The following is a 24,272-nucleotide window of genomic DNA, read 5'->3' on the forward strand; positions in this document are numbered from 1 at the left end:
TGGCGATACTATTCTGCTTTTTCACTGGGTAGGTATTTGGTTTTCGTTAACACACTAAAAAGTGTGTTGTTTGCAAATGTATAAAATAATTGGATAAACAGAAAGAAAAATGAGACGAAATTATTCTGATCATTTTTAATAGTCTAATGCTGTGGAAAACGATACTCAGGAAATTGCCTTATCTTTGAGGTTTCTATGCCTTCCGGCATTAATCAATAGTATTCGAAAATGAAATTTTTATTAGACCTTTTATTCCGTGTTGTTCAGCTTTTTACAGAACCTTATTTTTTATTATTTCTTGCGGTAGTCATCATTGCTCTGCTCAAAAGAAAAAACAAACGCAAAAATCTGAGAATAGGAGTTGGCTTTTTTGCTGTTTTAATGATCATTTTCATAGGAAATGGCTTTCTGGGAAAACTGACTTCCGGATATCTGCAGAAAAATTATGTGGGTACAATTGTGACTAAAAATAAACCTCCTCAAAACCCTGTTATTATTGTATTGGGAGGTGGAATTGTAGATTTTGAACGCACAGAAAAGCTGCATACCATGTCTTATTCCAGAATGGTAACGGCTTATCAGTTGTATCATGAATACAAGACCAATAATCTGCCTTGTAAAATACTGATTTCCGGAAAGGGAAGAGGACACAAAAGTGAAGCAGAATTATTCAGCGAAAATTTTAAAAAGATGGGAGTATCAGATGCTGATATCATAAAAGAAGATAAAAGCATGAACACATATGAAAATGCAAAATATTCCAGCAAGATCTTACAGCAGATGGCTCCTTCTGATGTATACCTGGTTACTTCCGGGTTTCATATGAAAAGATCTATGGCTTTGTTTCAGACATTTGGATTAAACCCGGTTCCTCAAGCTTCAGATATTATAGATACTGAAATTACTGTATTTCCTAACAGTTATAATGCAGCATTTACTTTTGTGATGCTCAAAGAAGTGTTGGGAATATGGCAGGTGCAGCTGTATAACAGCCTGGGGTTGAATGGATAGTTATTTAAAACTATGATATAAAAACCGGACACTTAAACTAACTTAGGTGTCCGGTTTTGGTTTAAAAGCTTTGATTTTTATTTTGTTTTCTTAATAGAAATTACCGTCTGCAAAACCACAGAAGCAATAATAAAGACCAATCCTATATAAAACGAAAGATTCACTTCTTTGCTTTCTCCGAAAAATAAGAACGCCATAATAATAGCATACACAGGCTCCAGATTGTATGTTAAGTTAACGGTAAATGCCGGAATTTTCTTCAAAACTTCTGCAAACATTACATATAAGCCAACAGTACAAAAAAGCGATAAAACGCCCAAATAAGCCGTGTTTTTTAAGTCAGGAACTATGCTATCTGACTGAAAATAGAGGAGATATACGGGCAAAAACGCTCCCCAGCATAAAGTACCGGCAATCATCTGATAATAGTTGATAATTTTGGTATCAAAATGAGTCACCAGACGTTTGTTATAAATCGTATACAAAGCCCCGAATGCCGATGAAAAGACGCCTAATATAATCCCAAGCTGATAGGAAGTATCAAAGTGAAATATTAAACTGATTCCTACAATCGTTAACGTACTGAGAAGTAATTCTGAAAGCTTGAATTTCTCCCTATCAAGAACAGGTTTGAATATAGCTGTGAAAAAACTTGTCAGGCAGTAGCACACCACACCAATGGATATATTGGCATATTTTATACTGGCATAAAAAAGAAGCCAATGGAGCGTAAGCAGTAAGCCGGCTTTTGAAATCTGAATTTTTCCCCGGAAAGGAATATCCGTTGGGATTTTCAAGAGCTTTACAATAAAGAACAAAATAATAGAGGAGAAGAGGAGTCTGTACCAGACCAGTAAACCTTCGTTAAGAGTGATCAATTTCCCGAATACACCAGTAAATCCGGCCAGAATTACGGCCAGATGTAATAATAAATATGATTTTTTCATTTGAGAATGAACTGTAAAATTGGAATTAATATTTTTGTTAGAATGTGAAGCACGGCAAAACCGATCGTTAATAAGTTAACGACATGAGTATGCTTCAAATTAAATTGAAAATATTAAGGTGCTGGAGGAGGCAGACAGTTCGAGCGGTTCATATTGATCTGTTGAATGTCAAATATAGGGAAAAATATTTTGAAAGTTTACATAAAAAATACATTGAACTTGTGTCCATCCGGATCTGCAAATACAAAACCGTAGTAATTTTCTCCAAAGCTCTCAGGCTCTGAAACAATGGTTCCACCAGCATTTTTTACTTCTTCAGCCCATTCATCCACCTGACTTTTGCTTTCTGCAGAAAGGGTGAATATAATTTCGTTGGAGCTTTGAGGATCTCCGAATTTCATGCTTTTCAGGTTGTTTTCTATGACATTTTTTAAGAAAAAGTGGACAATCAATTCATTTCCAGCCATAAAAAAACTTACCAGCTCATTGGAACTGTACGGGCTATTAGGTCTGAATCCCAGTTCAGTATAGAATTTCTGTGTGCGTTCGAGGTCGGTTACGGCCAGATTGGCCCAGATCATTTTAGGTTTCATACTATTTTATTTTTTGGTTAGGATAAAGGTATTCTGTTTTTACAGTAGAAAACCTGCCATGTGGCAAGATTTTGTATTTTTAAGATCAGTATGAGACTTTGAATGGTTTCAATTTAACATAATGTAATAATGAATTATAGTGCATGAATAAGAGTATTGTAGATAAAATTAAGCAGTTAGGAGGAATATCCTGATCATTTTTTTGTTTGTGCAACAGATCCTGACCAGAATAATCCAACAGTCCTGGAAGAGTTTCTGGATCGTTTTATGATCCAGAAAGAGTTCTTAGAAACGGTTAAAGAATATTTGGCCAGGAAAATGACGGAATAAGAGATTCTCAGGCGGTTAGTTACTCTATTTGTAGGCTGTAATAAAAGTCCTATAATTTATATTATGTTAAATTGTGTATTGTTTGGCTTTCAAAGATTCACAGAACATGTTATTATATTTCATGATTTTATACTTTCGGCCATTGCATCAGATTTTCAAGTATAATAAACTCTATCTTCCGCAACTGCTTATATTTTCAGATAAATCATCTTAAATCCAGAAAGTTTTGAATCCCTTACGTTTCTTATAAAATAAATGGCAGATTAAGGAATCTTTTAATTGAGCCTTAATCCGCCACTTGTGCCAACTGCTGTAATCAGATGGTTTTCTATTTATTTAATTTTTCTAATTCGGGTAATTCTCTTTTATACTTTTCAACGTCCCAAACCAAATTCCAATTTTTAACATAGTTAGAGATTGGATCTAAGCCGACTTCTGTTCTTCTTTTATCTACATTGTCAGGATCAGTTAAAGGTAAAATATAGTAAGTATTATTACTTTGATTGATTCCTATTTGGCTTCCGTAGATTTGTTTTCTGCCTTCGCGAATTTCTATTCTGTCAATTAACAAAGCTAAAGAACCTGGACTCGCATTGCCTTTTGTTACTGCTTCTTTCATCATGGGTAAATATTTTTTTTGCGTTTCCAGATCTGAATGTTGAATGACAAGAAATAATGCACTATTGGCTTGCGCGCCTACTTTGTCTTTACCCACCCAGCCTTTTTCATCTAATATTTTTTTTACTTTTATTAAGTTAATGGAGTCTTTCTGATTGGTTATTTTCCAAAGGTCATTTATTTCTTTAGAATTTGGGCCGAATTTTTTTTGAGTTTCACTCATTTGTACTCTATATTTCTGGTCTTCATCAAGAATTGCCAATAACTCAGCCTGCAGGGGTTTGTCATAATTTGCTTCTATGGCTGCTATTTTTTTTTCTAACTTTTCAATGGTTTTCCCCCACTCTTTTTTCGAATGCAAATTTTCTAAATCAGTATCAGAATTTAAGTGCTTTAGATTGGTCCAGCCTTTTTCTATTGATAAGTTCAGCCATTTAAATGCTTGCTTTGTATTTCCCGCTAAAGAAGATGAACATGCACCATTATATAAGTGACTTGGATTTTCGCTTTCGATTTTAAAAGCCTGATTATATAAATCTGCAGACATTTTATAATCTTTTGATTCATATAATTGATTAGCTTCACTTATTAATTTTGAATATTCCTGAGCATTAAAGCCTGAGAATAAAAATAGTAATAACAAAGTATAAATAGTATTTCTCATGTTTTCTGTATTTAATTCTTAAATCTTAGATGGTTATTATTCTACTAATATAAAATTTATTTTGATGATTGAATTGTTAAGAGATCATAAAAAAGAATTTATACTAGGTTTTCGTTGGATTGACGAATTTTTTGTTTTTTAATTAAATAATCATATTGAATACCTATTTGTAAGAATTTTCTTCATGAATAAAACGATCTCTTCAAGTTCTTTCTCATTCTTTGAAGCAAAACCTAATCGAAAAGCATTCTCTTCTTCATCTATTCGTTTGATTTGCAATTGTAAATGAGTTTTCAATGTATTAACGCTGTAGGGATGTTTGAGCTGTATCCAAACCGACAGGCCGCCGTCTGGTAAGGTAAAAGAGATATAAGGGCTTAGATGCTGCTGCAAAAGTATATTCAGATAATCTCTGCGTTGATGGTAAGACTTTTTGGCTTTCTTCAGATACCTTCCCAAATCACCACTTTTAATCAATTCTGCTAATGCATTCTGCATATATCCATCCCCTCCTACATCAATTGCTTTTCGTAAAACAACAGCTTCCTGAATGAAATTTTTAGGAGCAACCATAAAACCAATACGAATGGAAGAACCCAATATTTTTGAAAATGAACCAATGTAAATGACATTCCCCTTATGAGCTCCACTTGCCAAAGGTAAATATGGTGAGGAGGAATAATGATAATCATAATCGTAATCATCCTCAATAATAGCAAACGAATATTGATTGGAAAGCTCCAACAGTTTCATTCTCCTTTCAACGCTCAAAGTGACTGTTGTAGGATAATGATGATGAGGAATGAGGTATACGGCGGTTATTTTTTTCTTTTTACACATTTTTTCGAGAGCATTAATGTCCAGTCCGTTTTCGTCTACAGGAACCTCTATTACAGATGCTTTTGTTTTCTCAAATGCACTGTTCGCAATAGGATATCCTGGTTTTCCGGAAACAATAATGTCTCCATCCTGTAAAAGCAACTGAGCCGCCAGATAAATGCTCATTTGTGCGCCATGGGTAATCAATAGGTTATCAACGGAAATATTCAGCCCTCTTGTTGCAGATAGATATCTCGATAGCTCTTCTCTTAGTTTTAATGTACCTTGAGTTGTCCCAACAACTGCTTTTTTAATGCTAAAGCTTCTTGATGTATAGCTGCGGTAAATTTTCAACAGTTCATCTATAGGAGAAAGGCGAATATCGGGATGCCCATCATCAATGAAAATCTCAGGAAGAACAGTCAGCTCCTGCTGTGACGGATCTTTCTTTGATAGATGAATCGGAAGGTCGAAATTATTTTCATAGGATAAAGATGAATTTTGAGCGTTCCACTTTTGAGGTTGTAGAGTTGGAATACGCTCAGATACTCTGACCTGTTTCCGGGGAATAATCAGGATCCAATCCTGGGCATTGAGCTCTTCATATGCAGCGATTACCGTCTTACGGTGCACACCCAGTGTTTTTGCAAGTTCTCTGGTACCGGGAAGAGCCATTCCGGCCTTTACATTACCGTTTCTTATTGCATTAATAATAGAGATGGCTATCTGTCTGTAAACAGGAAGCTTTTTTTCTTTATCAATAGTGATGATATGTTCAAACGGAAACATTCTGGACTACTCTATATGTTTAATCTGGTATACAAATGTAGTCCAAATTACCTATAATTTTGCCCTGTAAATCAAATAATTTTTAATTAAAAGTATGATAGCTGTAATATTTGAAGTCGCTCCTGAAGAAGGAAAAAAAGATGAATATCTGGATATCGCAAGCTCACTAAAATCCGAGCTGGAAGGAATTCCTGGATTTATTTCGATTGAACGGTTTCAAAGTCTTGTAGATCCGAAAAAAATTCTTTCCCTGTCCTTTTGGAAAGATGAAGATGGTATAAAAGAATGGCGCAACAGAACCACTCACAGGAAAGCACAACAGGCAGGGCGGAATTCTGTGTTTGAAGATTACAGATTGCGTGTAGCTTCCGTGATACGCGATTATGGGATGTTTGAAAGACAAGAAGCCCCTGCGGATAATATCTTTTGAAATAACAGTAAAAAAATAAAAATGATTACGTATCAAATTGAAGAAAAAATTGGAATAGAAGAATTTACCCAGGTGCTGGTAAACTCTACATTAGGAGAAAGACGTCCGGTAAACGAACCGGAAAGAATAACAGAGATGCTGCAGCATGCCAATCTTATTGCAACTGCCCGGGCTAATGGTAAATTGATTGGAATATCAAGATCATTAACTGATTTTGCATTCTGCACTTATCTTTCAGATCTGGCGGTTGATGAGAATTATCAAAAGAAAGGCATTGGAAAAGAATTAATCCGATTGACAAAAGAACATACTCCAAAAGCTACATTGATTTTATTGGCCGCACCAAAAGCTGTGGGCTACTACCCTAAAATCGGGATGAAACAGTGGGAACAGTGCTATATACTGAACAATGTGGAGGATTTGAAATAATGAAATACCCCGGAAAATAAGAAGACATGTACTAAAACTACATGTCTTCTTTAAGTAAAATCACTTATTTATATTGTTTCCCGCTAAGCTATATATCTGTTACCTGTTAAACGGATACTCATTAATCCAATGAAAACTCCTCTTGTTTAAAAGATAATCTTCTTTTTTCTTTCTTATTGTTTTTATTTTTACAGAATCACGACCCTTATTTCCTGTAAAAATGATACTATCTTTTTGACTGTTGTAATGCAGGTAAGCATATAGGTCCTGATGATCTATTTTACGAAGCATAAGTGTTTTATTTTCAGTATCTAAAACGCTCTGGAATGTTTTAGTACTGTCATTGTTCAGGATTACTTTTGTCCGGCTTGGAGAAGTTATCAATATTTTTTTCCAGCCAATGGAATCGTTGCATGATATTTCCTGGTTGTTTATGATAAATTTATCTACAATATATGCACCCTCCATCGGAGCGGCCGGAGGTGTATAAAATAGTGCTGATGAAGAGCTTAATATGAAAAAAGCTATTACAAGCCATTTGAATACAATAACTGTAATACTCTTCCACTTTTTGTCGAATGTTCTTTTTTGAAAACGTAACTGCGATGGCTGATGCAAGATAAAAAAACGATATAATGCCATTGCATCACCGCTTACAATAAAAAGACAGAACAAAACAATATGACTGGAAAATATTTTAACCGGCACATCATAGAAAAAATTCAACAGAGCTACATTGATCATCACCGTCATGGAAAAAAGAGCACCAAAGGTTTTGGTTCTCCTGAAAAGAAGCAAAAGTCCACCAATAACTTCCAACAATCCGGAAACAAATGTATAACCAGTGGAAGCTCCCATCATGGCCCATACCATCCCCATTGGTGACATGTCTCCAACTTTTTCTTCCAGTCTGCCAATTGAATTAGGAGGAAACTGCCCGTCGTGTAGTTTTGCAAAACCGTATGAAAGCATTATCATAGCTACATAATAGCGTGCCACTACTACCGTAAACCAATGAAGATCTTTAAATGTCCGCTGTTTTTTATCTGCAAGAAGTATAACGAGTGCAGCCACTACCGCTAAGCCAATATTTACAAGCACTACCCAATAATCTAATGTTGTATCGCCGCTGCCAGTCATTGTAATATATTCTACCTGCGTTTGCTGAAAAACATTTTTACACAACCACAAGACTCCACTCTTATGTATTCCTGCTAAAGGCGAAAACTGAGAGGTAAAAATAAAAAGATACACATAAGAAATAACAAACAAATGCAGAAAACGTAGTACAGCATTATGCTTTCTCTGATTGGGAAAAGTGATGGGTTTTGTATTCATATTAACAATATTTATTTAAGATAAGAAAGCTTGTATTCATCATATAAATTTTTAGATATAGTTTGAGTGAAATTTAAAAGTTCTATTATTTATTTCTCTGCATCAAATCCAAGTTTCTTTCTAAATTCAAGAGTAAGCTTGTAACTTTCTTCAATTTGAACTTTCTTTTTTGATCCTTTACTCATATCCTTACCTTGTTCTGTCCATAAGTAAGGAAAAAAACTGAATACCTGGTCGCCTTTAAGTTTTGCTACATCTTTTTTCCAATTTGCCCATCTGTATTCTTTATAAAATTCATCAAGATTTTTATTAAAGCAAAAATTCAGAAATTCAGTGTAAGTAATGTCAAGAGGTTCATATTCCAAATTATCAGGTGCCAAATAATATACTTTTCCTAAATCGTTTCCAAGTCCGCCACCATTAAGAATGAAAATACCTCCTATTGCATCGTCAGCAATTAAAAGATATGGAATTGGCTGTCCATAATCCTCAAATGTTTTTCCTCTATTCCATTCCGGCAATGACCTGCTTAGCTTATCACTACCTGAGCCAAGAATTCTTATCCAGCCATTATCAACCAAAAGGCCCCCTGTCATGTATACAATTGAACCCATTGGAGATTTGGTTGTAACTTGGGTTTTGTATAAAGCATCCCTTGCTTGGTTGCTATCTACGGGTAATATTTCCACTTTATTTTTTGCGGTGTCTATCCATTCTTTTACAAGAATCCAACCTTGATCTTTATCGTTTATTAATTCGTCAATAGAGCGCATTTTTGTTTGTCCATAAGTTGTTAATGAGAAGAAGGATAATATAATAATTGTCAAACATTTTATCATGCTGATTAGTTTTCTAAAATGATAATTAATTGTATACATTTTTCTGTCATTATTTTACCTCAATTTTATGATAAGCAATCCATCGTTTGAGATTGCCCACCATTCTTTTTAAATGATCTTCATTCAGGAAAATATTGGTCCAATATTCAAATCTGTTGCACTGAACACTTATATAATAGGTCATAATAGCCAGACATGCGTAAGGTAAAAACTTTTTTTCTTCATCATGAATTTTAGTGACAGTTTCATAGCCTTTTATAAAGCTATCTGCTTTTGCTTCATACTCCTCTTCGTTCAGGTGGGTTGTAAATAACTGAAATAGAAAGTAAGAGATATCAAAGCATAAATAACCATTACCACAAAAATCAAAGTCAAAAAATGTGATTTCTTTTTCGTTATCAATATGTAAATTATCAAACCAGACATCAAGATGAATCGCTCCATATCTCATTTTCTGCAGGTCTGTATTTTCCATTTTTAGCGTTAAAAAATCGGAAAGACTTTCTAAAAATTGAATTTCGGTCGTGTTTTTACTATAGAAATTTTTTGTCCTTACAACAGGATTCTTAAGCAGGTTTTGAGCATTGTAAGACATTCTCATCAGTTCTACATGTTCTGTTGATTGATGAACTTTAGCTAGTGCCTGCCCAATCAGAAAGCTGGTTTCCGGTGAGAATTTTGCTGTTTTTATACCCTTAGCATATGAAAATAAAACACCGAATCTTGTTCCTTCCGGAGCTTCAATTTTCTGAATAAAATTGTTTGATTGATCTGCTATGGGAAAAGCAACTTGTCGGTCTGCTTCTTTCAGGTGATTGAGAAGTCTTAATTCTTCTTGAATTTCTAATTCGGTTCGCCAATCATGAGTGTACACTCTAAAAACGTATTTGCTTTCGCCATCATGAACGATGTATAAATGGTTCATCGCAAGCCGGAAGATCCTGCATTCTGTGTTGTCGGTTAGTCCATATCTTTCTTGAATAAGTTGGCCAAGTCTATCAGGTAAAAGCGTGCTGTTTATTGTTGGAAATTTCTCTGTCATGTAATTCTTGTGCGTAGCTGGTTATATAGTTTGCGCAATTTCGTTAACATTTTTCGATTTTACACCTATTACATCCATTTATTTAACTATTTCATGCAATTCAATTTCTAAATCCTTCTTTTCCTTTTCTTTATAAAATTCAGAATTTGCTAATGAAATATTGAATTCTTTAACAGTTGCAGAGTAATCCTGTTTTAGTAAGATTTTAGCCTTTATAATATTTAAATAAGCCTCTGAAAAATTTGGATAAGAATCTATAAGGATTTTCCAGGCCTGAATAGCTTTATCATATTGCTTTTCATTATAAAATGCCCACCCTTTTCCATTTAAAATACCCAATGAAAAATTTAGATTAACACCGTAATTGGAGCGTATTTCTTTATCCAATGATGATTTAATGCTCAAGTCTGTTTGCTTATTTGATATATACTTTGACTGAATGGCAGACCAATCTTCAAATATCTCGTAAAGAGCTGTATTAATAAGTAAGCCTGGCGTTGCATTATGATCTGCTTTTTTAAACTCATATCCTTTCATATCCAGAAAGGGATTGTTAATTTTCTTAATGATGGAATCCATCTTCTGGAAATCTTCGGGATAATCGTTTCCGATTCCATAGCGATAATATTTTTTTGTATGAAAAGAGCGCTTACTGAATTGATTTATAGAATCTGTTAGGTCAACATTTTTCTGAGTAAAAAATGGGCTCATAGAAATAATTGCATTCAAGTCATTTATTCTGGAATTCAATAATGATGTTGTAAAATATCCATATCTGGAATGACCAATTAAAACTCTAAAAGAAGAGGCTTTGTACTCTCTCTCAGCTAATGGGATGAGTTGTTCAAAAATAAATTTTTCATTCTCTTGTGCAAGGCCGTTGGGATCTGAAATTTTATACTGTGTTTCCAGATAGCGGTATCTTTGTTCTGATTCAACGCTTATTATGATAGAGGAAGGAATCTGTTCATTACTCGTTAAATAGTCAATGGTATTGAGAATATAATGATTACTTCTTTTATTTTGCCGATCAAATACAATAATTAATGGGAATTTGTTCCCGGACTTCTTTTGCCATTCTATGGGAACTATTACAGAAATCTTTTTCTCAAATCCCAGACTTGTTGATTGTAATATTGTGTCTTTTAGTGTTTTATATCTTTCATAGTTCTGGGCAAGCAGTGAAGACGTTGCTGAAGTGAAAACTAAAAGAAAGAGTAAGTACTTTTTTATCATGGATATCAGTTAAGACTCAAATTTACGGATTGTGTTCATATAAAATTTGTAACGATGGTAATGTTGTTCGATTTTTTCCATAAAAAGCTCCAAAATCTTTAGATTTTGGAGCTGACTTTAAACAGACAGCCTTTCAGCTGATTAATTATTGCTTGGTGATTTTATTAAAAAAAGTATCACCTTTAAAGATATAGTCTCCTGAAGGATATTCAGTAAGATCGATGGTGTTTTTCCCTTTTCTAAACAATATGTTTTTAATGAGGCTACCGTTATTATCATATAAATAAACATTTTCGTCTACTGAGGATTCCACGTTGATCACTCCTGTCGTTGGATTAGGATACACGGAAGTTTTCGTTTTTGGGGAAACTTCTCTTGATGACAGATAACAACCTGAAATATAGGAATCTCCACTAATATTAAAGCCTTTGTTGATGAGTTGGGCTCTGGCAAGCATCGCTTGCGGTGTAGAATAAACCAATCCTGTTGCATCTATAACTCCGGACGTTATTGTCGAATTCGCCCAGGTAGGATTATTATTCAAAGCGATGAGAAAATTGCTGTAATTTGTACATGATAAGCCGACATTTTTAAATCCAAAATAGATTGAATTCCAGCTGAAGTTCTGAAGCTTGATATTCCATGAAGAAATATCCTGGTCAAAATGTGAAGCACCTGCAAACATATTAAATCCAGCAAAATAATCAATCTTACTTACATCCCAGTTTCCGATGGGCTGATTGAATGATACTGCATTTTCAAACATATGCTCAAAATCTGTCACTTTACCAGTATTCCAGTTATCAAGTGGCTGATTAAATGCTGCTGCATTATAGAATGTATAGCGGAAATTAGTCGCATTTTCTGTATTCCATGAATTTAATGGCTGGTTGAAAGCTGTGGCATCTGCAAACATGGAGGAAAAATCAGTTCCGGATATCGTATTCCAGGCAGAAATATCCTGATTGAAAGAAGATGCAGAAGAAAACATGCTGCTGAAATTAGTTACTTTTGCCGTATCCCAGTTTCCGATATTCTGATTAAACAGCGTCGCTCCGCTGAACATACCGCTCATGTCCGTAATACGGAATGGATTCCAGTAAGAAAATGAAGTATGGCCTGTCAAAGATGAACAGTTAAGGAACATTTGTGATAAACTGGTTATCTGTGTTAAATCAGGAGTATCTGCAGCCGTTACGTTAAGATTGGGACAGTTGGCGAATGCTCTGTCGAATTGCTGAAGCCATGTCGTATTTCCCCACTGGCTAAGTTCTATAAGTTCCTGATTTCCACCTGGAGGTATGATTTCGGTATTGGCCCTGAATCCGTAAAATGATCCGTTACCGCTAGATACTTTTAATTCGTAAGTGGCCTGCAGAGGATCTGGATGGAATGATGGCCCAAAATATATGAGTAAAGGCTCATTGCTGCTGGAGTTTACATAATCAAACATCCCGTTATGCTCAGGATATCCTACTTCTTCCCAGTGAATGGTGTAATCGGTTCCTGTGCCGCCGAATCTTATTGAATGATCAATGACGCCGTTGGCATTGGGTTTCCAGATGGTAGTAAATTCATTCTGCGCATAGGAAATGCAAAATAAAAGGAGAAAAATGATTATTAGTTGTTTTTTACACATAAATTAAAAGAGGTTTTTGTTAGGTTAAAAATTGGGTTTAGTAAGACAATTAATTTCCCGGGATTCTTTATCTTATCTCTAATACAAAGGTACTTTCGCGCAGCGACAGAACTCGTCGTATTAAAAGTTATAACCTCTTTTTTTAAGTTTTTTTTGATTAATTTTTGTATAAATAAACAGAGTAAAAACAGCCAGAAATTGTTTGCATTCTAAGAAGGATTTTGAATGGACAACAAAAAAATCTGCAGCTATTAATTCATAATAACTGCAGAAATGAGATTGATTTATATTGTTATTTTTACACCGGCTGAAATATTAATTCCGGGAAGCGGGCTGAGAAACTTTAACTGAGAGTTCTGAAGCCTGGCCTCAATGTTCAACAGATTATTTCCTATAATATAATACTCCAGATCACCTATGCCTAAACTGTTGTCTTTATAGGCTAAACGTACATTTAGCAATGAAAATGCCGGCATAGGAAGCTCAGGATTGATATTCTTTCCTAAATATTTTTGTTTTAAATAATGGTCTAAACTTACATTTATACTAAAGTTCTGTACATTTCCTTCAAGAGAGAATCCGAAACGGCTTGTTGGCATATTGGGCATATAATCACCATCACTCCACTTTCTTATGGAGCTGTCGGCAACGCTTATATTTCTTACCAAATCATAATAACCGCCTATCTCCCACTTTCCTATTTTTCCAAGATCTGTTTTATAAGTAGCTTCAGCTTCAATTCCATTGATTTCTGTGTCATCAGAACGCCATTCTTTTACAATAAAAGTATTTCTGGAAATTCCGGTATGGGCAAGGTAAATATAATTTTTATAAGAAGTATTGTACCAGCTGGCGGAGACTGTTAGGTTTTTCATATTAACCCCAGTCCCGATTTCAATAGTGTTGGCTGTTTCCTTATCCAGCTTGTCATCACCATTTTCTTCTGTCAGGATCGCAAAATGATTGTTTCCTGAATACAGTTCATTCACTTCCGGAGCTCTTTCTGAATGGTTGTACTGTACTTTCAGATATCCTTTTTTAAAAATATTCCATTGTGCAGAACTATGAAATTGGTGAAGCGTGAAATCTCTGTCGCTGAGTTTTCCGCCCGAAAGCCCTCGGCTTCTGACATACTTATTATCTGCTTCCGCTCTACGTTGCACATGATCATTTCTATACCCAAGATCAAACTGAATGATATTAAAATCAAGATGCTGCATCGTAAAGACCCCAATTTCACGGCTTACAGTATTAGGCAGATATCTTTGGCCTCCGGTTCCTTTCATATCTCTGTATTGTACCTCAAGACCTGTACTTCCTGTGAGAAATTTCAATTTCTGCTGTGTGATTTCCAGACGTCCATTGTGTTGGTTTACAGCAAACTGATTGGCACGGTAACGGTCCAGAAGTTCTGCGTTTTTTGAAAATACGCCCATATAATTCAGTTTGATGCTTGAAATCGGAGAATGGGCAAACTTGTAACCGGATTCAAACATAGCTTTATGAGATAAGCTTCGGATGTTGATGGGACTATATTCTATTTTGGGTTGTGGTTTTCCATGGCTATGTTGGGGAATTTTAGGGATGGCATACCCGGGAACTCCAAAATAGGAATAAGAATTCTGATAAGCTCCTCCTACATACAATGATTTTCCAATATAACTGGTTCCTACATAAAATGAATTGCTTTCCGAATGACTGTTGGGAATGACTCCATCTTTTGTTTCCACATAATCCTTGATTCCGTTTACTTCACTTTTATAACGGTCTTTTACTGCATCCTGACCAGGAACATACAGATCATTCTTTGGATTGGGATAATGTTTACCATCAGCAGGATTGTAATACGTAGAACTGAAGGTGTAAAGATCATCTTCAGAGAGTTCATATTCGATCATGTGATCCTTGGCAAACTGGCTGATGTAGGGAAAAAGACTTTTATTGAGTACGCGTCTTGAATTTACATCGATCTGGCACAACGACTGTAAGATACTGTTGAAACCGACAAGATCCGGATCATAGCATCTGCTGTCTTTTGATTTTCCGGGAATTCTGACCATTTCCTGCTTCTGATTGGATGCTCCTACCGTCCAGACCCAGTTTTTAGCAATAACTCCTTTCGCTGAAAAAGCTTGTCTTTGTCCACTGTTGCTTCCGCCTTCAAGAAGGCCTTTTACATTGATCTTTTTATCCGGCAATTGTCTTGCGATATAATCCGTTTCAATATCTACGGCTCCTCCAATGGCCTTTCCTCCATATAAAACTGATGCAGAGTTCTTATAAACGGTGATACTCTGAACATTGTTCATCTCTATATCCGTATTAAAATCAGGGCTTATCCCGGAAAGATCATTCACTGCTGTTCCGTTTTCCAGTATTTTTACCCGGTTTCCGCTTAGGCTTCGGATCACGGGAGCACCGGAATTCGGTCCGTATCCCGAATTTTGAATTCCTGGAATTTTACTCAATGTTTCTCCCAGGGTATTGGATTGAATAAAATCCAGCTTTTTTCTTGAAATATTTACAGTGTTATAATTAGATTTTCCCTGTACTTGTACAGACTCTATGTCTTTTACAATTTTTTTTTCAGGGGTACTTTTCTGAGCTTTCAGAATGGATGGTGAATACATAAGTGTGCCACCCACCAAAAAATAAACAGTCCTTTTCATGTGCATATACTTTAATGATCCGGCAAAGCTAGAACATTAAATTCATTAATGCAACAATGTTGCTTTATTGATTTTTATTGAAAGCCCTGAAAATAAATTTAATTATTTGATAATAAATGTGTTATGAGATATTTTGCGGTCTATAAGGATATAGAAAAACCGCTCTGGAAAGAGCGGTCTGATTTTTTTACTGTGAATTTGCTTACTGATTAGCAAGTAGAACCGCACTCAAGTAATTTGATGTGGACTACACCATTAACAACACATTGTGTTTGGCATAAAGCGTTAGTTACAACAGTGCTTACACCGCCTACTACTCCACCTACTGTAGATCCTACGCCAGATACAACACCTCCAACGATAGTACCTACACCGCCTACTACTCCACCAACTACACCTCCTAGTCCACCTAGAAGACCGCCGATTGGATCTAGTAATCCGTTACCTGAAATAGCTTTTAATTCATTTCTGTCCAATTTTTTTAAGTTTTTCATAACTATAATTTTATATGATTATTACATCACGAATATATGAATAATAACTTTACAATTGCAAATTATTTTGAATAAATTAATTATAAGTTTTTATTATTTAATATTTCATTAATATAAGTGTATTTTAATAAGGATATAATTTTCACTTATATGTGATTGATTTTCTAAAAGTTAAAAATGATAACTCAATTTGTGGAATTTAGAGTTATTATTTTTGCATTAAATGCTCTTTATTGGTATTTATTTTTCAATGGCTATAAAGCCTCTGTAATTTGCCTATAAACAGTCTTCAGATAAGGTGAAAGTTGATCGTTTGAAGTCTTCAGATAGAGTAATTTTTTTAAAAAAGATAAAAGGAAGATAAAATTTGTGTTCTTCTAGTGGTAAAAACCATTCTGTTCATTGATAACGGAATCAAATTTTGTATTTTTGCTGACATACTTATATCAATGTCAGTTTTTTCAAATAATATACGCTTTTTAAGAGCCAGGAGAAAGCTCTCCCAACAGAATGTAGCCGATGAATTATTGATTTCAAGAGTCCGGTATTCAAAATATGAAAACGGAATTTCTGAACCTCCTATCGAGTTGTTGGTAAAAATCTCAAAATATTTCCACGTAAGTATTGACCTTATGCTGTCTGTAGATATTGAGAAGCATCCGATAGATGAAATGCTAAAGCTTCCGGATAACAGGATTGTTCTTCCGGTTGCGGTAGATAATCATGGAAATGATACAATAGAAATTATTCCTCAGAAAGCTTCAATGGGATATCTGGAAGGTTATAGCGATATAGACTACATCGAAAGTCTTCAGCGTATTGCTCTTCCTTTTCTTACCAATGGAAAATACAGAGCTTTTCCTGCAGATGGAGATTCTATGCCCCCGTTCAGAAATGGGTCTTATATTGTAGGAAAATATGTAGAGGGAATCAATGAGTTGAAACAAGGCAAAACCTATGTTTTTGTTACCTTAAATGACGGAATTACCTATAAGCGTTTTAAAGAAAGAAAAGAAAATGCCATCTGTGTAAGTGCTGACAATTCGTTTTATGAACCTTATGATATTCCTTTTGAAGAAGTAGTGGAAATATGGCAGTATGCTTCAGGAATTTTCCCTGAAGATTTTGAACCGGGAGATTATGAAAGCTACAATTTTAAAGAAATGTTCCGTGAACTGAGACAGGATATCAGGAATCTTGACAAAAAGGTTTCTGGCCGTCGCCGTAAACAATCTTAATACTTATAATATTTATTAATATACTCCCGGTTTTTACTCCGGGAGTACATTATATATGAACTTCTCTAATTACAAACGATCTGATAGTTCAACCCACACGGGAGCATGATCACTGCTTTTTTCCCACCCCCGTACATGACTGTCTACTCCACCGGAAGTCAGTCTAGGCTGAAGATATGGACTTAATAGGATGTGATCTAATCTCATTCCTGCATTGCGGTCGTAGGCTTTATACAAATAATCCCAGAAGGTATAGACTTTTTCGTCGGGGTAAAGACTTCGTACAGAATCAAGCCACCCTTTTTTCTGAAGATCTTTAAATGCTTTTCTCACTTCCGTTCTGTATAGCGCATCATTTTCCCAACGTTCAGGTTTATAAACATCAATAGGTTCGGGAATGATGTTAAAATCGCCGATAAGGATAGCAGGGAGTTCCATTTTGATGAGCTGGTTGGTTCGTCGCTTAAAACGTTTAATCCAGGATAATTTATAATCAAATTTAGGTCCGGGATAAGGATTTCCATTGGGAAGATACAAACAGCAGATGACCATTTGATCAATAATAGCTTCTATATAACGGCTTTGTACATCGTCTGTGTCACCCGGTAAAGCTCTTTGTACCTCGGTGATTTCTTTGTTTTTTGCCAGTATGGCTACTCCGTTCCAGCTTTTCTGCCCTTTCCATATCGCCTGGTATCCTGCTTTATTGATTTCCTGTACAGGGAAACGTTCCTGTGGGGCCTTTAGCTCCTGAAGGCAGACGATGTCCGGTGAAGCTTCCTTCAGCCATTTGAGTAAAACAGGAAGCCTGCCGTTGATTCCGTTTACGTTATACGTTGCTATTTTCATGATGAAGCTTTTTTAAAAAATCAATTCTTTTTTAATTACGACAATAATTATTCCATCATAAATATCTATTATTTGATGTTTTGTGGAATAATAATCTCAAAAAAGTAAGTTTTAATAAATAATCTCTGGGTTGAGAGATAAAAGTTCAATATATTTGTAATAAAGATGTAGCTCATTAATAATAAACCTCGATGAAAAGATATCCGACCTTTTTATTAGCTTTACTTTTTCCAATTACGCTATACAGCCAGCAGAATCTTACTGCTGATGAATTATTTGTTAAAGCCCGTACCACTGCTTTTGAGCAGAAAGACTATGCTACATCTATTGCCCTGGCAAAAGAGGCTTTGGAAAAAGCTCCCAATTATACTGATATTTCGGTTTTTTTGGGAAGGCTATATACCTGGAACAAAGATCTGGCTGCAGCAAGAGCTGTGTTTGAAGATCTCGGAAAAAGAGAGGTCCGGGATGAAGACTATTTTCTGGCGTATGCTTCATTGGAATATTGGAATGATCAGAATACAAAGGCTATCGAAATTATAGATAAAGGACTTTCTTATCATTCAAAATCTGAGGCATTACTGTTGTTGAAAGCAAAAGTATATTTTGGAATGGATCATTATGAGGAAGCTGATAAAGCGATAACCACTCTATTATCTATCAATCCAAAAAATACAGAGGCAAGGGCTCTTGCAGTAAGAATCAAGGATCTGTCTTCTAAAAATGCTGTCGGAATTATTTACAACTATTCCCATTTTGACAAGCAGTTTGATGACGACTGGCATATCGTGGGCGTAAGTTACAAAAGAATTACACCTATTGGTTCTGTGATCCTTCGTGGAAACTATGCGAACAAATTTGCACAAGGCGGTACACAGATTGAGTTGGAAGCCTATCCGAGACTTTCCAAAATGTTCTACCTTTATGTAGGTGGAGGATATTCTGATGATGTAGGTCTGTTTCCGAAATACCGTACCGGAGTTTCCCTGAATGCCAATCTTCCTCACAGTTTTGAGGCGGAACTGGGCTACCGCCAGCTTCATTTCAGTAACAGCATCTGGATGTATACTGCGGCTGTAGGAAAATACTATAAAAATTTCTGGTTCAATCTTCGTACTTATATAACGCCTGACAGCAAAAACATTTCCCATTCTTATACAGGAACGGTACGTTATTATACCAAAGGAGCTCAGGACTATTTTGCTTTTCAGATCGGAACAGGAATAAGTCCGGAAGAATACCGAAATAACCTTTTGGAAAATGAGACCTTTAAGCTTAAAACCTTTAAAATAGGTGCAGAGTATAATTTCTCTTACCGCTCCGTCAATCTTTTTTCTGTAGGAACGATGTATTATAACCAGGAATTCCGTCCGGGTGAAAAAGGGAATCAGTTTGATATTACTTTAGGCTATACCCGAAAGTTTTAAAACTTTGACTTTGTTTTTTTCTTAAAGTTGACCATTACCGAATCTGGCATCAGTTTTTTCGTGGAATAAAACTGAGCATTCATGCTTTTATACTGATTGAACCTGCCGTTGATTTTACCCATGGCTGCAGCGTCATTGGAAGCATCTTCTTCCATATCTTTAAGCGTGAAAAGCTGTCCGTCATGGATATAATATTTTTCAGAAACAAAATCTATAAGCTGGTTTTTACTCTGCATCATAGGAATTCCGGCCTTGCTGATTTCAGAATCTGCAGAAAAGCCACGTCCTACCCATGTAACTGTAGAAGGGGTATTGATTTGATAATTATTTCTGTAGTACGCCAGAATGGAAGGCGCGATATCAAAGTGACTTACTGTTTTATAGAATCGCTTTGATTCTTTTAATAAGGGTGAATAGATTAATAAAGGCACATGGAATCTGTCAATTTTAGATTCTAAGGTTATTTCAGGCATACTATGATCTCCTGTAATGACAAAAATTGTGTTTTTGAAATCAGGGCGTTTGCTGTAATTTTCAAAGAAACCTTTCATCGCATCATCAGCATTCAATACGGAGATGAGCTGATTTTTGTGAGCGGCTGCCCATTTTTTCTGTTCTTTGGTTAAAATCCCTGAGTTAAGTCTTTGGTTGTACAACTTTTCATAATAATCCTTATTGTTGATTAAAAAAGGATTATGGGTTGAAAGCGTAAGTATCATATTGAAATACGGTTGATTCTGTGCTTTCTGCTGCTGTTGCATTTTACTTAAAACAGCCTGATCTTCATATCCCCAGCTCTCCCCGTTGTTGGCAGGAAGTTTACGGTAAGGACTGCTGAATGAGGCTTCATCTACGATATGATCTACTCCACTGTACTCCAGAAATTCACGGTAGCGGTCAAATGATATATGGCCTCCGTAATAGAATCCTGTTTCGAATCCGTTCGCTTTAAGGATATTATAAAGATTGAAATTCTCCGGTGTTTTTTCTATTTCAAGGAACCCGTTTTTTCCAAAAGGAAGAGACCCCGTCAATGATGGTAATGCTCCGAATGTTCTTCCTGCTGAGCTTAAACTGTTTTCCCAATACAACCCTTTACTGGATAAAGAATCAAGATAAGGGGTGAAGTTACCGATATATCCCTTCGGCGATGTATACGCATGTCCGAAGCCTTCCATCACAAGAAAAACAAGATTAGGAACTTTCTCGGATTTGTGCATATAGGATCCTAAGAAATCCGGGGTGTTTTCTTTTCTCCAGAACGGAAAGTTTTTGTCAATCATTTCTGCATTGGCAGTAAAATCTTCATTATCGCTCAACAATTCTGTGAGTTCCGGATGATCGCTGATGAAATTATCTTGGTTGGATTTAAAGAAATAAGCCCATTTACTTTTTGCTGCATTTTGGTTAAACTCAGTATCAGAATTCAAAACTTTTGCTCCTGCTAGATTGGAGGGAATAAAGAATGCTGCTAACCCGAAAACCAATAGTATCACTCCCGGATAGATTGATTTTAAAGCTGTTTTACCTGCAATCCATAAAGGAACAAGGGAAGCTGTTATCAAAATTCCCAGTAATGCAAAGTTTTTGAAGTTGAGCATTCCGCTTGCCTGTAAAATCTGCTTCATCTCTTCTTTGCTATAGTATAAAAGGTCTGCACCCAATACATTACGGCTTTCAGAAAAATATAGGAATAAGATATATTGTGTAACGGTTACAACAACCAGGGTTAGTACCCCAAGGATTCTTGCCCAGCCTTCTTTGATAAAATTAATAATCAGATATATAACTCCGACACAGAATGTCAGTTGCAGTGCAAATAAGATATTTTCAAAGAAAAGAGGGCCAATAATGGCTGATGTTTCAAATTTTGGAAAGGTATATTTGTACCATAGAGATTCTGCGGTTACTCCTATTAAAAATAATGCAAAGAAAACCAACGCCAGCATTCCCCATTTTTTGAGTCCTGCCTGAAGAATAGCATATATTCTTTCTTTCAGCGGTAAATGCTGTGTGCTTTGGTTGAAACCTTGTCTTGTCATTTCGCCCCAGCCATGAGATTTTTTGAAATAATCTATAAATCCGTTAACGCCTGCTTTTACCACTATGGGATGAAAATAAAAAGGTTCGGAAAAAGCCGTGAAAATCAATCTAAAGAAGTCTTTTCTTTTGGTATAAACCTGATGGCTTACGAGATCCACCAGTATCGCATAGATGGAATATAAAAATCCCATTGAAATCACAAGGGCGAACAGAACGATAAAGAACGGCCAGTTGATAATTCCCAGCAATAAAAAGATGATAAAGATAATATAACCTGAAAATTCGATGAGCGGACCGAGAAATTCAAAGAAGAACCAATAAGGAAGGCTGATCATCCCCAGCTTTTTATACTTTGGATTGAACATCATTTTTCGGTGTTTCCACAGGGTTTCCATGGTGCCGCGCATCCATCTGTTTCGCTGTTTTCTAAGAATATCTTTGGATTCGGGAACTTCTGTCCAGCATAGAGGATCCGGAATAGTAAGTACTTCGTAAGGTTCATTTTTTTCTTCCATGTACTTTCTCATTCTTACTACCAGCTCCATGTCCTCTCCCACTGTGTTTTTATCGTAGCCGCCGCACGCCAGTACAATTTTTCGGTCAAAGACTCCAAAAGCACCGGAAATCAGTATCAATCCGGATGCTCTGGACCATGCCATACGTCCAAGTACAAAAGCTCGAATGTACTCCAATGCCTGTGTTCTTCCCAGAAGAGATTTCGGCATATTGACACTTACTACTTTTCCGTTTTCAATAACGCAGTTGTTGGCCAGGCGAATCACTCCACCGCAGGCAATGAACTTTTTATCAGTTTGCTCCAGCATTGGTTTTGCGAGCTTTAAAATCGAATCCTGCTCCAGAATACAGTCAACATCAATGCAGACCAGATATTCACCGGAGGAAATATTGACGCCAACATTTAAAGCATCCGCTTTTCCTCCGTTTTCTTTATCAACAACAATCAGTTTTTTGAAGGCCGGATTTTTACTTTTATAAACTCCTCTTACCGCATTGGTTTCTATTTTTCCCTGAATATAATAAGCTACAGACTCAAGTTCGTAAGCTTCGATCAGCTTTTGAATGGAATCATCCTTACTTCCGTCATTTACAATGATAATTTCAAGATTATGATAATAAAGAGATAAGAGGGAACGTACATTTTCCACAATGGTCATCCCTTCATTATATGCCGGAGCAATAACGCTAAATACCGGAGCGTTGGGATTGGCCGCAATAATACTGTAATCTGTGAATGTATTTTCTTTTTTATAACGCAATACAGCACCAAGCGCATAAATTCCTATCCAGCCATAGATAAGGGTTACTGCTGTTCCGTAAATCAAAAACAGCCAAATAACAACTTCATAGATGATGTGTGAGAATTCTAACATACTTTTTCCTGTAATGCGTATTTAATAATTTGAATGAGTTCTTCTGAAGAGGTTTCTTTTTGGGATATTTCTGCCAGGTATTCCTGTTGCTCCAAAGCACATAAAGCTTCTGCTGCATGCACTTTTATTCCTGAGTCTTGGTTATTTAATAATTGATCTTTCAGAAAATCTGTACTGTATTGGTCTTTCGACTTTTTCATGACTTTCAGAATCTCTTTCTGTACTTCAACCGGCTGATCGGGATATATTTCCATAAGATGAGCTATGGTGGAAGAATTTTCCAGTGACAATAAAGTTTGTACGGTCTGTATTCGTACATCAACAGAAGAATGATCCAGGAGATCAATTACTGTAGAATAGAGTGATAATATCTGAAATTTCCTTAAGAGTTTAAGGGTGAAAATGACTACGGATTCATTAGAACTTTTCATCCAGTTTTTAATATCATCCCCTGAGTTCTCGGGAATGTTGTTGATCGAAATAAGCAAACGAAGCTGCTGCCATTCTGATATTATGGAGGAAATGCTGTTCAGGAAATGAAGACCTTCGAATCCTTTAAAGTTAACCATCGCATATTGTACCTCCTGATACACCTGAGTTGAAGGATGGGTTAAAAATGTAGAAATTTTTGGCAATGCTTCTTCCACGTGCATCGCTGTAAGTTCCTGTATTCCTCCTGCAATGATATGTTCTTTCTTTTGATTCAGCTTTTTCAATGCTTCTTCCTGAAGTCCATATTCACGGAATAAGTCTTTGATTTTATTTTGTGCTGCTCCGGAAAATTTTTTCTCAGATTCTGCCAGTTTCTGAAGGAACAGATTTCTGAATGAAGGACTGCCGGAAGTTACTGAAAAGGTAGTGTCTGCAGGCATTTCCTCTTCACCATATACAATCACTTCTGAGATTTTTTTATTGATCAATTCAGACCATCTGAATGACTGAACAGATTCTCTGTACTGATAAAAGCTGTAAATCAGTACAACGATGATCAGTAAGAGTACTAAAGACAGCATTCCCAGAAAAACAAGAAAAAGAAAATGCACAGAAGTGGTGAGAAACATGATTGTAGTTTATTTTAAAGAAAATCTTTTTATTCTTAATGTTAATTCATTGGGACTGAATGGTTTCACAATAAAATCAACAGCTCCGAGGTCAAAAGCATTCAGTACTACTTCTTCCTGCCCCATACTGGAAAGCATGATCACCGGTATCTGCTTTCCCATGGTTTTAATAGCCGAAAGTATTTCAATTCCTGAGGCAAACGGCATCATAATATCTGTGATGGCCAGATCTACATCTTTGGTTTTAAGGGTTTCAATAGCGTCTTTCCCGTTTCTGGTCAGGATCACTTCATGTCCTTCTTTTAATAATTTGTGTTCAATCGTTTTTAGAATCAGTTCGTCGTCTTCGGCGATTAGAATCAGCATAATTTTAGTT

The 24,272-nt window shown here is 35.9% G+C and carries 20 protein-coding genes; 5 read left to right on the top strand and 15 right to left on the bottom strand.

Features of this window, described 5'->3' with window-relative positions:
• The first annotated feature begins 228 nt into the window (after positions 1-228).
• Positions 229-1,011, top strand: a complete 783-nt coding sequence (locus A1704_RS00300) for a YdcF family protein (protein WP_062669356.1) — start codon at positions 229-231, stop codon at positions 1,009-1,011.
• Between the two features lie 77 nt (positions 1,012-1,088).
• Here the strand turns inward: A1704_RS00300 and A1704_RS00305 are convergent, their stop codons facing one another.
• From A1704_RS00305 to pdxR, 4 genes are all read right to left on the bottom strand, one after another.
• Entirely contained in the window at positions 1,089-1,958 is an 870-nt protein-coding gene (locus A1704_RS00305; RefSeq protein WP_062669359.1) for a DMT family transporter, read from the bottom strand.
• Between the two features lie 197 nt (positions 1,959-2,155).
• A complete protein-coding gene (locus A1704_RS00310) occupies positions 2,156-2,551 on the bottom strand; it encodes a VOC family protein (protein ID WP_062669361.1) in 396 nt (131 codons plus the stop codon).
• A gap of 658 nt (positions 2,552-3,209) precedes the next feature.
• Positions 3,210-4,163, bottom strand: coding sequence for a DUF6624 domain-containing protein (locus tag A1704_RS00315; protein ID WP_062669363.1), 954 nt, complete (start codon positions 4,161-4,163; stop codon positions 3,210-3,212).
• A gap of 150 nt (positions 4,164-4,313) precedes the next feature.
• Positions 4,314-5,771: a MocR-like pyridoxine biosynthesis transcription factor PdxR gene (pdxR, locus tag A1704_RS00320; protein ID WP_062669365.1), complete on the bottom strand. Its 1,458-nt coding sequence runs from the start codon at positions 5,769-5,771 to the stop codon at positions 4,314-4,316.
• Between the two features lie 94 nt (positions 5,772-5,865).
• Here pdxR and A1704_RS00325 point away from each other — a divergent pair, with 94 nt between their 5' ends.
• Entirely contained in the window at positions 5,866-6,201 is a 336-nt protein-coding gene (locus tag A1704_RS00325; RefSeq protein WP_062669367.1) for an antibiotic biosynthesis monooxygenase family protein, read from the top strand.
• Between the two features lie 21 nt (positions 6,202-6,222).
• Positions 6,223-6,630 (top strand): GNAT family N-acetyltransferase, encoded by a 408-nt coding sequence (locus A1704_RS00330; RefSeq protein ID WP_062669370.1) that lies wholly within the window; start codon positions 6,223-6,225, stop codon positions 6,628-6,630.
• Between the two features lie 99 nt (positions 6,631-6,729).
• Here the strand turns inward: A1704_RS00330 and A1704_RS00335 are convergent, their stop codons facing one another.
• From A1704_RS00335 to A1704_RS24320, 7 genes are all read right to left on the bottom strand, one after another.
• Positions 6,730-7,968, bottom strand: coding sequence for a hypothetical protein (locus tag A1704_RS00335; protein ID WP_062669371.1), 1,239 nt, complete (start codon positions 7,966-7,968; stop codon positions 6,730-6,732).
• 89 nt (positions 7,969-8,057) lie between these two features.
• Positions 8,058-8,846 carry a DUF2625 domain-containing protein gene (locus A1704_RS00340; RefSeq protein WP_228436656.1) on the bottom strand — a complete coding sequence of 263 codons (789 nt, stop codon included), beginning with the start codon at positions 8,844-8,846 and terminating at the stop codon, positions 8,058-8,060.
• A 10-nt stretch (positions 8,847-8,856) separates the two neighbouring features.
• Positions 8,857-9,849 (bottom strand): phosphotransferase, encoded by a 993-nt coding sequence (locus tag A1704_RS00345; RefSeq protein WP_062669376.1) that lies wholly within the window; start codon positions 9,847-9,849, stop codon positions 8,857-8,859.
• A gap of 78 nt (positions 9,850-9,927) precedes the next feature.
• Positions 9,928-11,085, bottom strand: a complete 1,158-nt coding sequence (locus A1704_RS00350; protein WP_062669378.1) for an alpha/beta hydrolase-fold protein — start codon at positions 11,083-11,085, stop codon at positions 9,928-9,930.
• A gap of 145 nt (positions 11,086-11,230) precedes the next feature.
• Entirely contained in the window at positions 11,231-12,724 is a 1,494-nt protein-coding gene (locus tag A1704_RS00355; protein ID WP_062669379.1) for a BspA family leucine-rich repeat surface protein, read from the bottom strand.
• 284 nt (positions 12,725-13,008) lie between these two features.
• Positions 13,009-15,393 carry a TonB-dependent receptor gene (locus A1704_RS00360; protein ID WP_062669381.1) on the bottom strand — a complete coding sequence of 795 codons (2,385 nt, stop codon included), beginning with the start codon at positions 15,391-15,393 and terminating at the stop codon, positions 13,009-13,011.
• Between the two features lie 209 nt (positions 15,394-15,602).
• Complete coding sequence (locus tag A1704_RS24320; RefSeq protein WP_062669384.1) at positions 15,603-15,887, bottom strand: bacteriocin-like protein; 285 nt, start codon at positions 15,885-15,887, stop codon at positions 15,603-15,605.
• A 449-nt stretch (positions 15,888-16,336) separates the two neighbouring features.
• On the opposite strand from A1704_RS24320, the gene A1704_RS00370 reads away from it, so the two are divergent.
• Positions 16,337-17,125, top strand: a complete 789-nt coding sequence (locus A1704_RS00370) for an XRE family transcriptional regulator (protein WP_062669386.1) — start codon at positions 16,337-16,339, stop codon at positions 17,123-17,125.
• Positions 17,126-17,194: 69 nt separating this feature from the next.
• Here the strand turns inward: A1704_RS00370 and xth are convergent, their stop codons facing one another.
• The gene (gene xth / locus A1704_RS00375) at positions 17,195-17,974 is read right to left on the bottom strand and encodes an exodeoxyribonuclease III (protein ID WP_062669388.1); all 780 of its coding nucleotides are present in this window, start codon (positions 17,972-17,974) and stop codon (positions 17,195-17,197) included.
• A 191-nt stretch (positions 17,975-18,165) separates the two neighbouring features.
• Between xth and A1704_RS00380 the strand changes: the two genes are divergently transcribed.
• Positions 18,166-19,401 carry a YaiO family outer membrane beta-barrel protein gene (locus tag A1704_RS00380; protein WP_062669390.1) on the top strand — a complete coding sequence of 412 codons (1,236 nt, stop codon included), beginning with the start codon at positions 18,166-18,168 and terminating at the stop codon, positions 19,399-19,401.
• On the opposite strand, the gene A1704_RS00385 is transcribed toward A1704_RS00380, so the two are convergent.
• The 3 genes from A1704_RS00385 to A1704_RS00395 are packed head-to-tail and all read right to left on the bottom strand — an operon-like array spanning position 19,398 to position 24,262.
• Positions 19,398-22,835, bottom strand: coding sequence for a sulfatase-like hydrolase/transferase (locus A1704_RS00385; RefSeq protein WP_062669392.1), 3,438 nt, complete (start codon positions 22,833-22,835; stop codon positions 19,398-19,400). The genes A1704_RS00380 and A1704_RS00385 overlap by 4 nt on opposite strands.
• The gene (locus tag A1704_RS00390) at positions 22,829-23,896 is read right to left on the bottom strand and encodes a HEAT repeat domain-containing protein (RefSeq protein ID WP_062669394.1); all 1,068 of its coding nucleotides are present in this window, start codon (positions 23,894-23,896) and stop codon (positions 22,829-22,831) included. The genes A1704_RS00385 and A1704_RS00390 overlap by 7 nt, the downstream gene beginning before the upstream one ends.
• Before the next feature lie 9 nt (positions 23,897-23,905).
• Entirely contained in the window at positions 23,906-24,262 is a 357-nt protein-coding gene (locus tag A1704_RS00395) for a response regulator transcription factor (protein WP_062669396.1), read from the bottom strand.
• Between the last annotated feature and the right edge of the window lie 10 nt (positions 24,263-24,272).

This window comes from Chryseobacterium cucumeris, assembly GCF_001593385.1.
GTDB lineage: Bacteria > Bacteroidota > Bacteroidia > Flavobacteriales > Weeksellaceae > Chryseobacterium > Chryseobacterium cucumeris.

Excerpts from the sequence above, each read along its gene's own strand:
- A1704_RS24320 (WP_062669384.1), bottom strand. The coding sequence starts at position 15,887 with ATGAAAAACTTAAAAAAATTGGACAGAAATGAATTAAAAGCTATTTCA.
- A1704_RS00355 (WP_062669379.1), bottom strand. The coding sequence starts at position 12,724 with ATGTGTAAAAAACAACTAATAATCATTTTTCTCCTTTTATTTTGCATT.
- A1704_RS00310 (WP_062669361.1), bottom strand. The coding sequence starts at position 2,551 with ATGAAACCTAAAATGATCTGGGCCAATCTGGCCGTAACCGACCTCGAA.
- A1704_RS00380 (WP_062669390.1), top strand. The coding sequence starts at position 18,166 with ATGAAAAGATATCCGACCTTTTTATTAGCTTTACTTTTTCCAATTACG.
- A1704_RS00350 (WP_062669378.1), bottom strand. The coding sequence starts at position 11,085 with ATGATAAAAAAGTACTTACTCTTTCTTTTAGTTTTCACTTCAGCAACG.
- A1704_RS00300 (WP_062669356.1), top strand. The coding sequence starts at position 229 with ATGAAATTTTTATTAGACCTTTTATTCCGTGTTGTTCAGCTTTTTACA.
- A1704_RS00315 (WP_062669363.1), bottom strand. The coding sequence starts at position 4,163 with ATGAGAAATACTATTTATACTTTGTTATTACTATTTTTATTCTCAGGC.
- A1704_RS00305 (WP_062669359.1), bottom strand. The coding sequence starts at position 1,958 with ATGAAAAAATCATATTTATTATTACATCTGGCCGTAATTCTGGCCGGA.
- A1704_RS00390 (WP_062669394.1), bottom strand. The coding sequence starts at position 23,896 with ATGTTTCTCACCACTTCTGTGCATTTTCTTTTTCTTGTTTTTCTGGGA.
- A1704_RS00325 (WP_062669367.1), top strand. The coding sequence starts at position 5,866 with ATGATAGCTGTAATATTTGAAGTCGCTCCTGAAGAAGGAAAAAAAGAT.
- A1704_RS00340 (WP_228436656.1), bottom strand. The coding sequence starts at position 8,846 with ATGTATACAATTAATTATCATTTTAGAAAACTAATCAGCATGATAAAA.
- pdxR (WP_062669365.1), bottom strand. The coding sequence starts at position 5,771 with ATGTTTCCGTTTGAACATATCATCACTATTGATAAAGAAAAAAAGCTT.
- A1704_RS00385 (WP_062669392.1), bottom strand. The coding sequence starts at position 22,835 with ATGTTAGAATTCTCACACATCATCTATGAAGTTGTTATTTGGCTGTTT.
- A1704_RS00345 (WP_062669376.1), bottom strand. The coding sequence starts at position 9,849 with ATGACAGAGAAATTTCCAACAATAAACAGCACGCTTTTACCTGATAGA.
- A1704_RS00360 (WP_062669381.1), bottom strand. The coding sequence starts at position 15,393 with ATGAAAAGGACTGTTTATTTTTTGGTGGGTGGCACACTTATGTATTCA.
- A1704_RS00370 (WP_062669386.1), top strand. The coding sequence starts at position 16,337 with ATGTCAGTTTTTTCAAATAATATACGCTTTTTAAGAGCCAGGAGAAAG.
- A1704_RS00395 (WP_062669396.1), bottom strand. The coding sequence starts at position 24,262 with ATGCTGATTCTAATCGCCGAAGACGACGAACTGATTCTAAAAACGATT.
- xth (WP_062669388.1), bottom strand. The coding sequence starts at position 17,974 with ATGAAAATAGCAACGTATAACGTAAACGGAATCAACGGCAGGCTTCCT.
- A1704_RS00330 (WP_062669370.1), top strand. The coding sequence starts at position 6,223 with ATGATTACGTATCAAATTGAAGAAAAAATTGGAATAGAAGAATTTACC.
- A1704_RS00335 (WP_062669371.1), bottom strand. The coding sequence starts at position 7,968 with ATGAATACAAAACCCATCACTTTTCCCAATCAGAGAAAGCATAATGCT.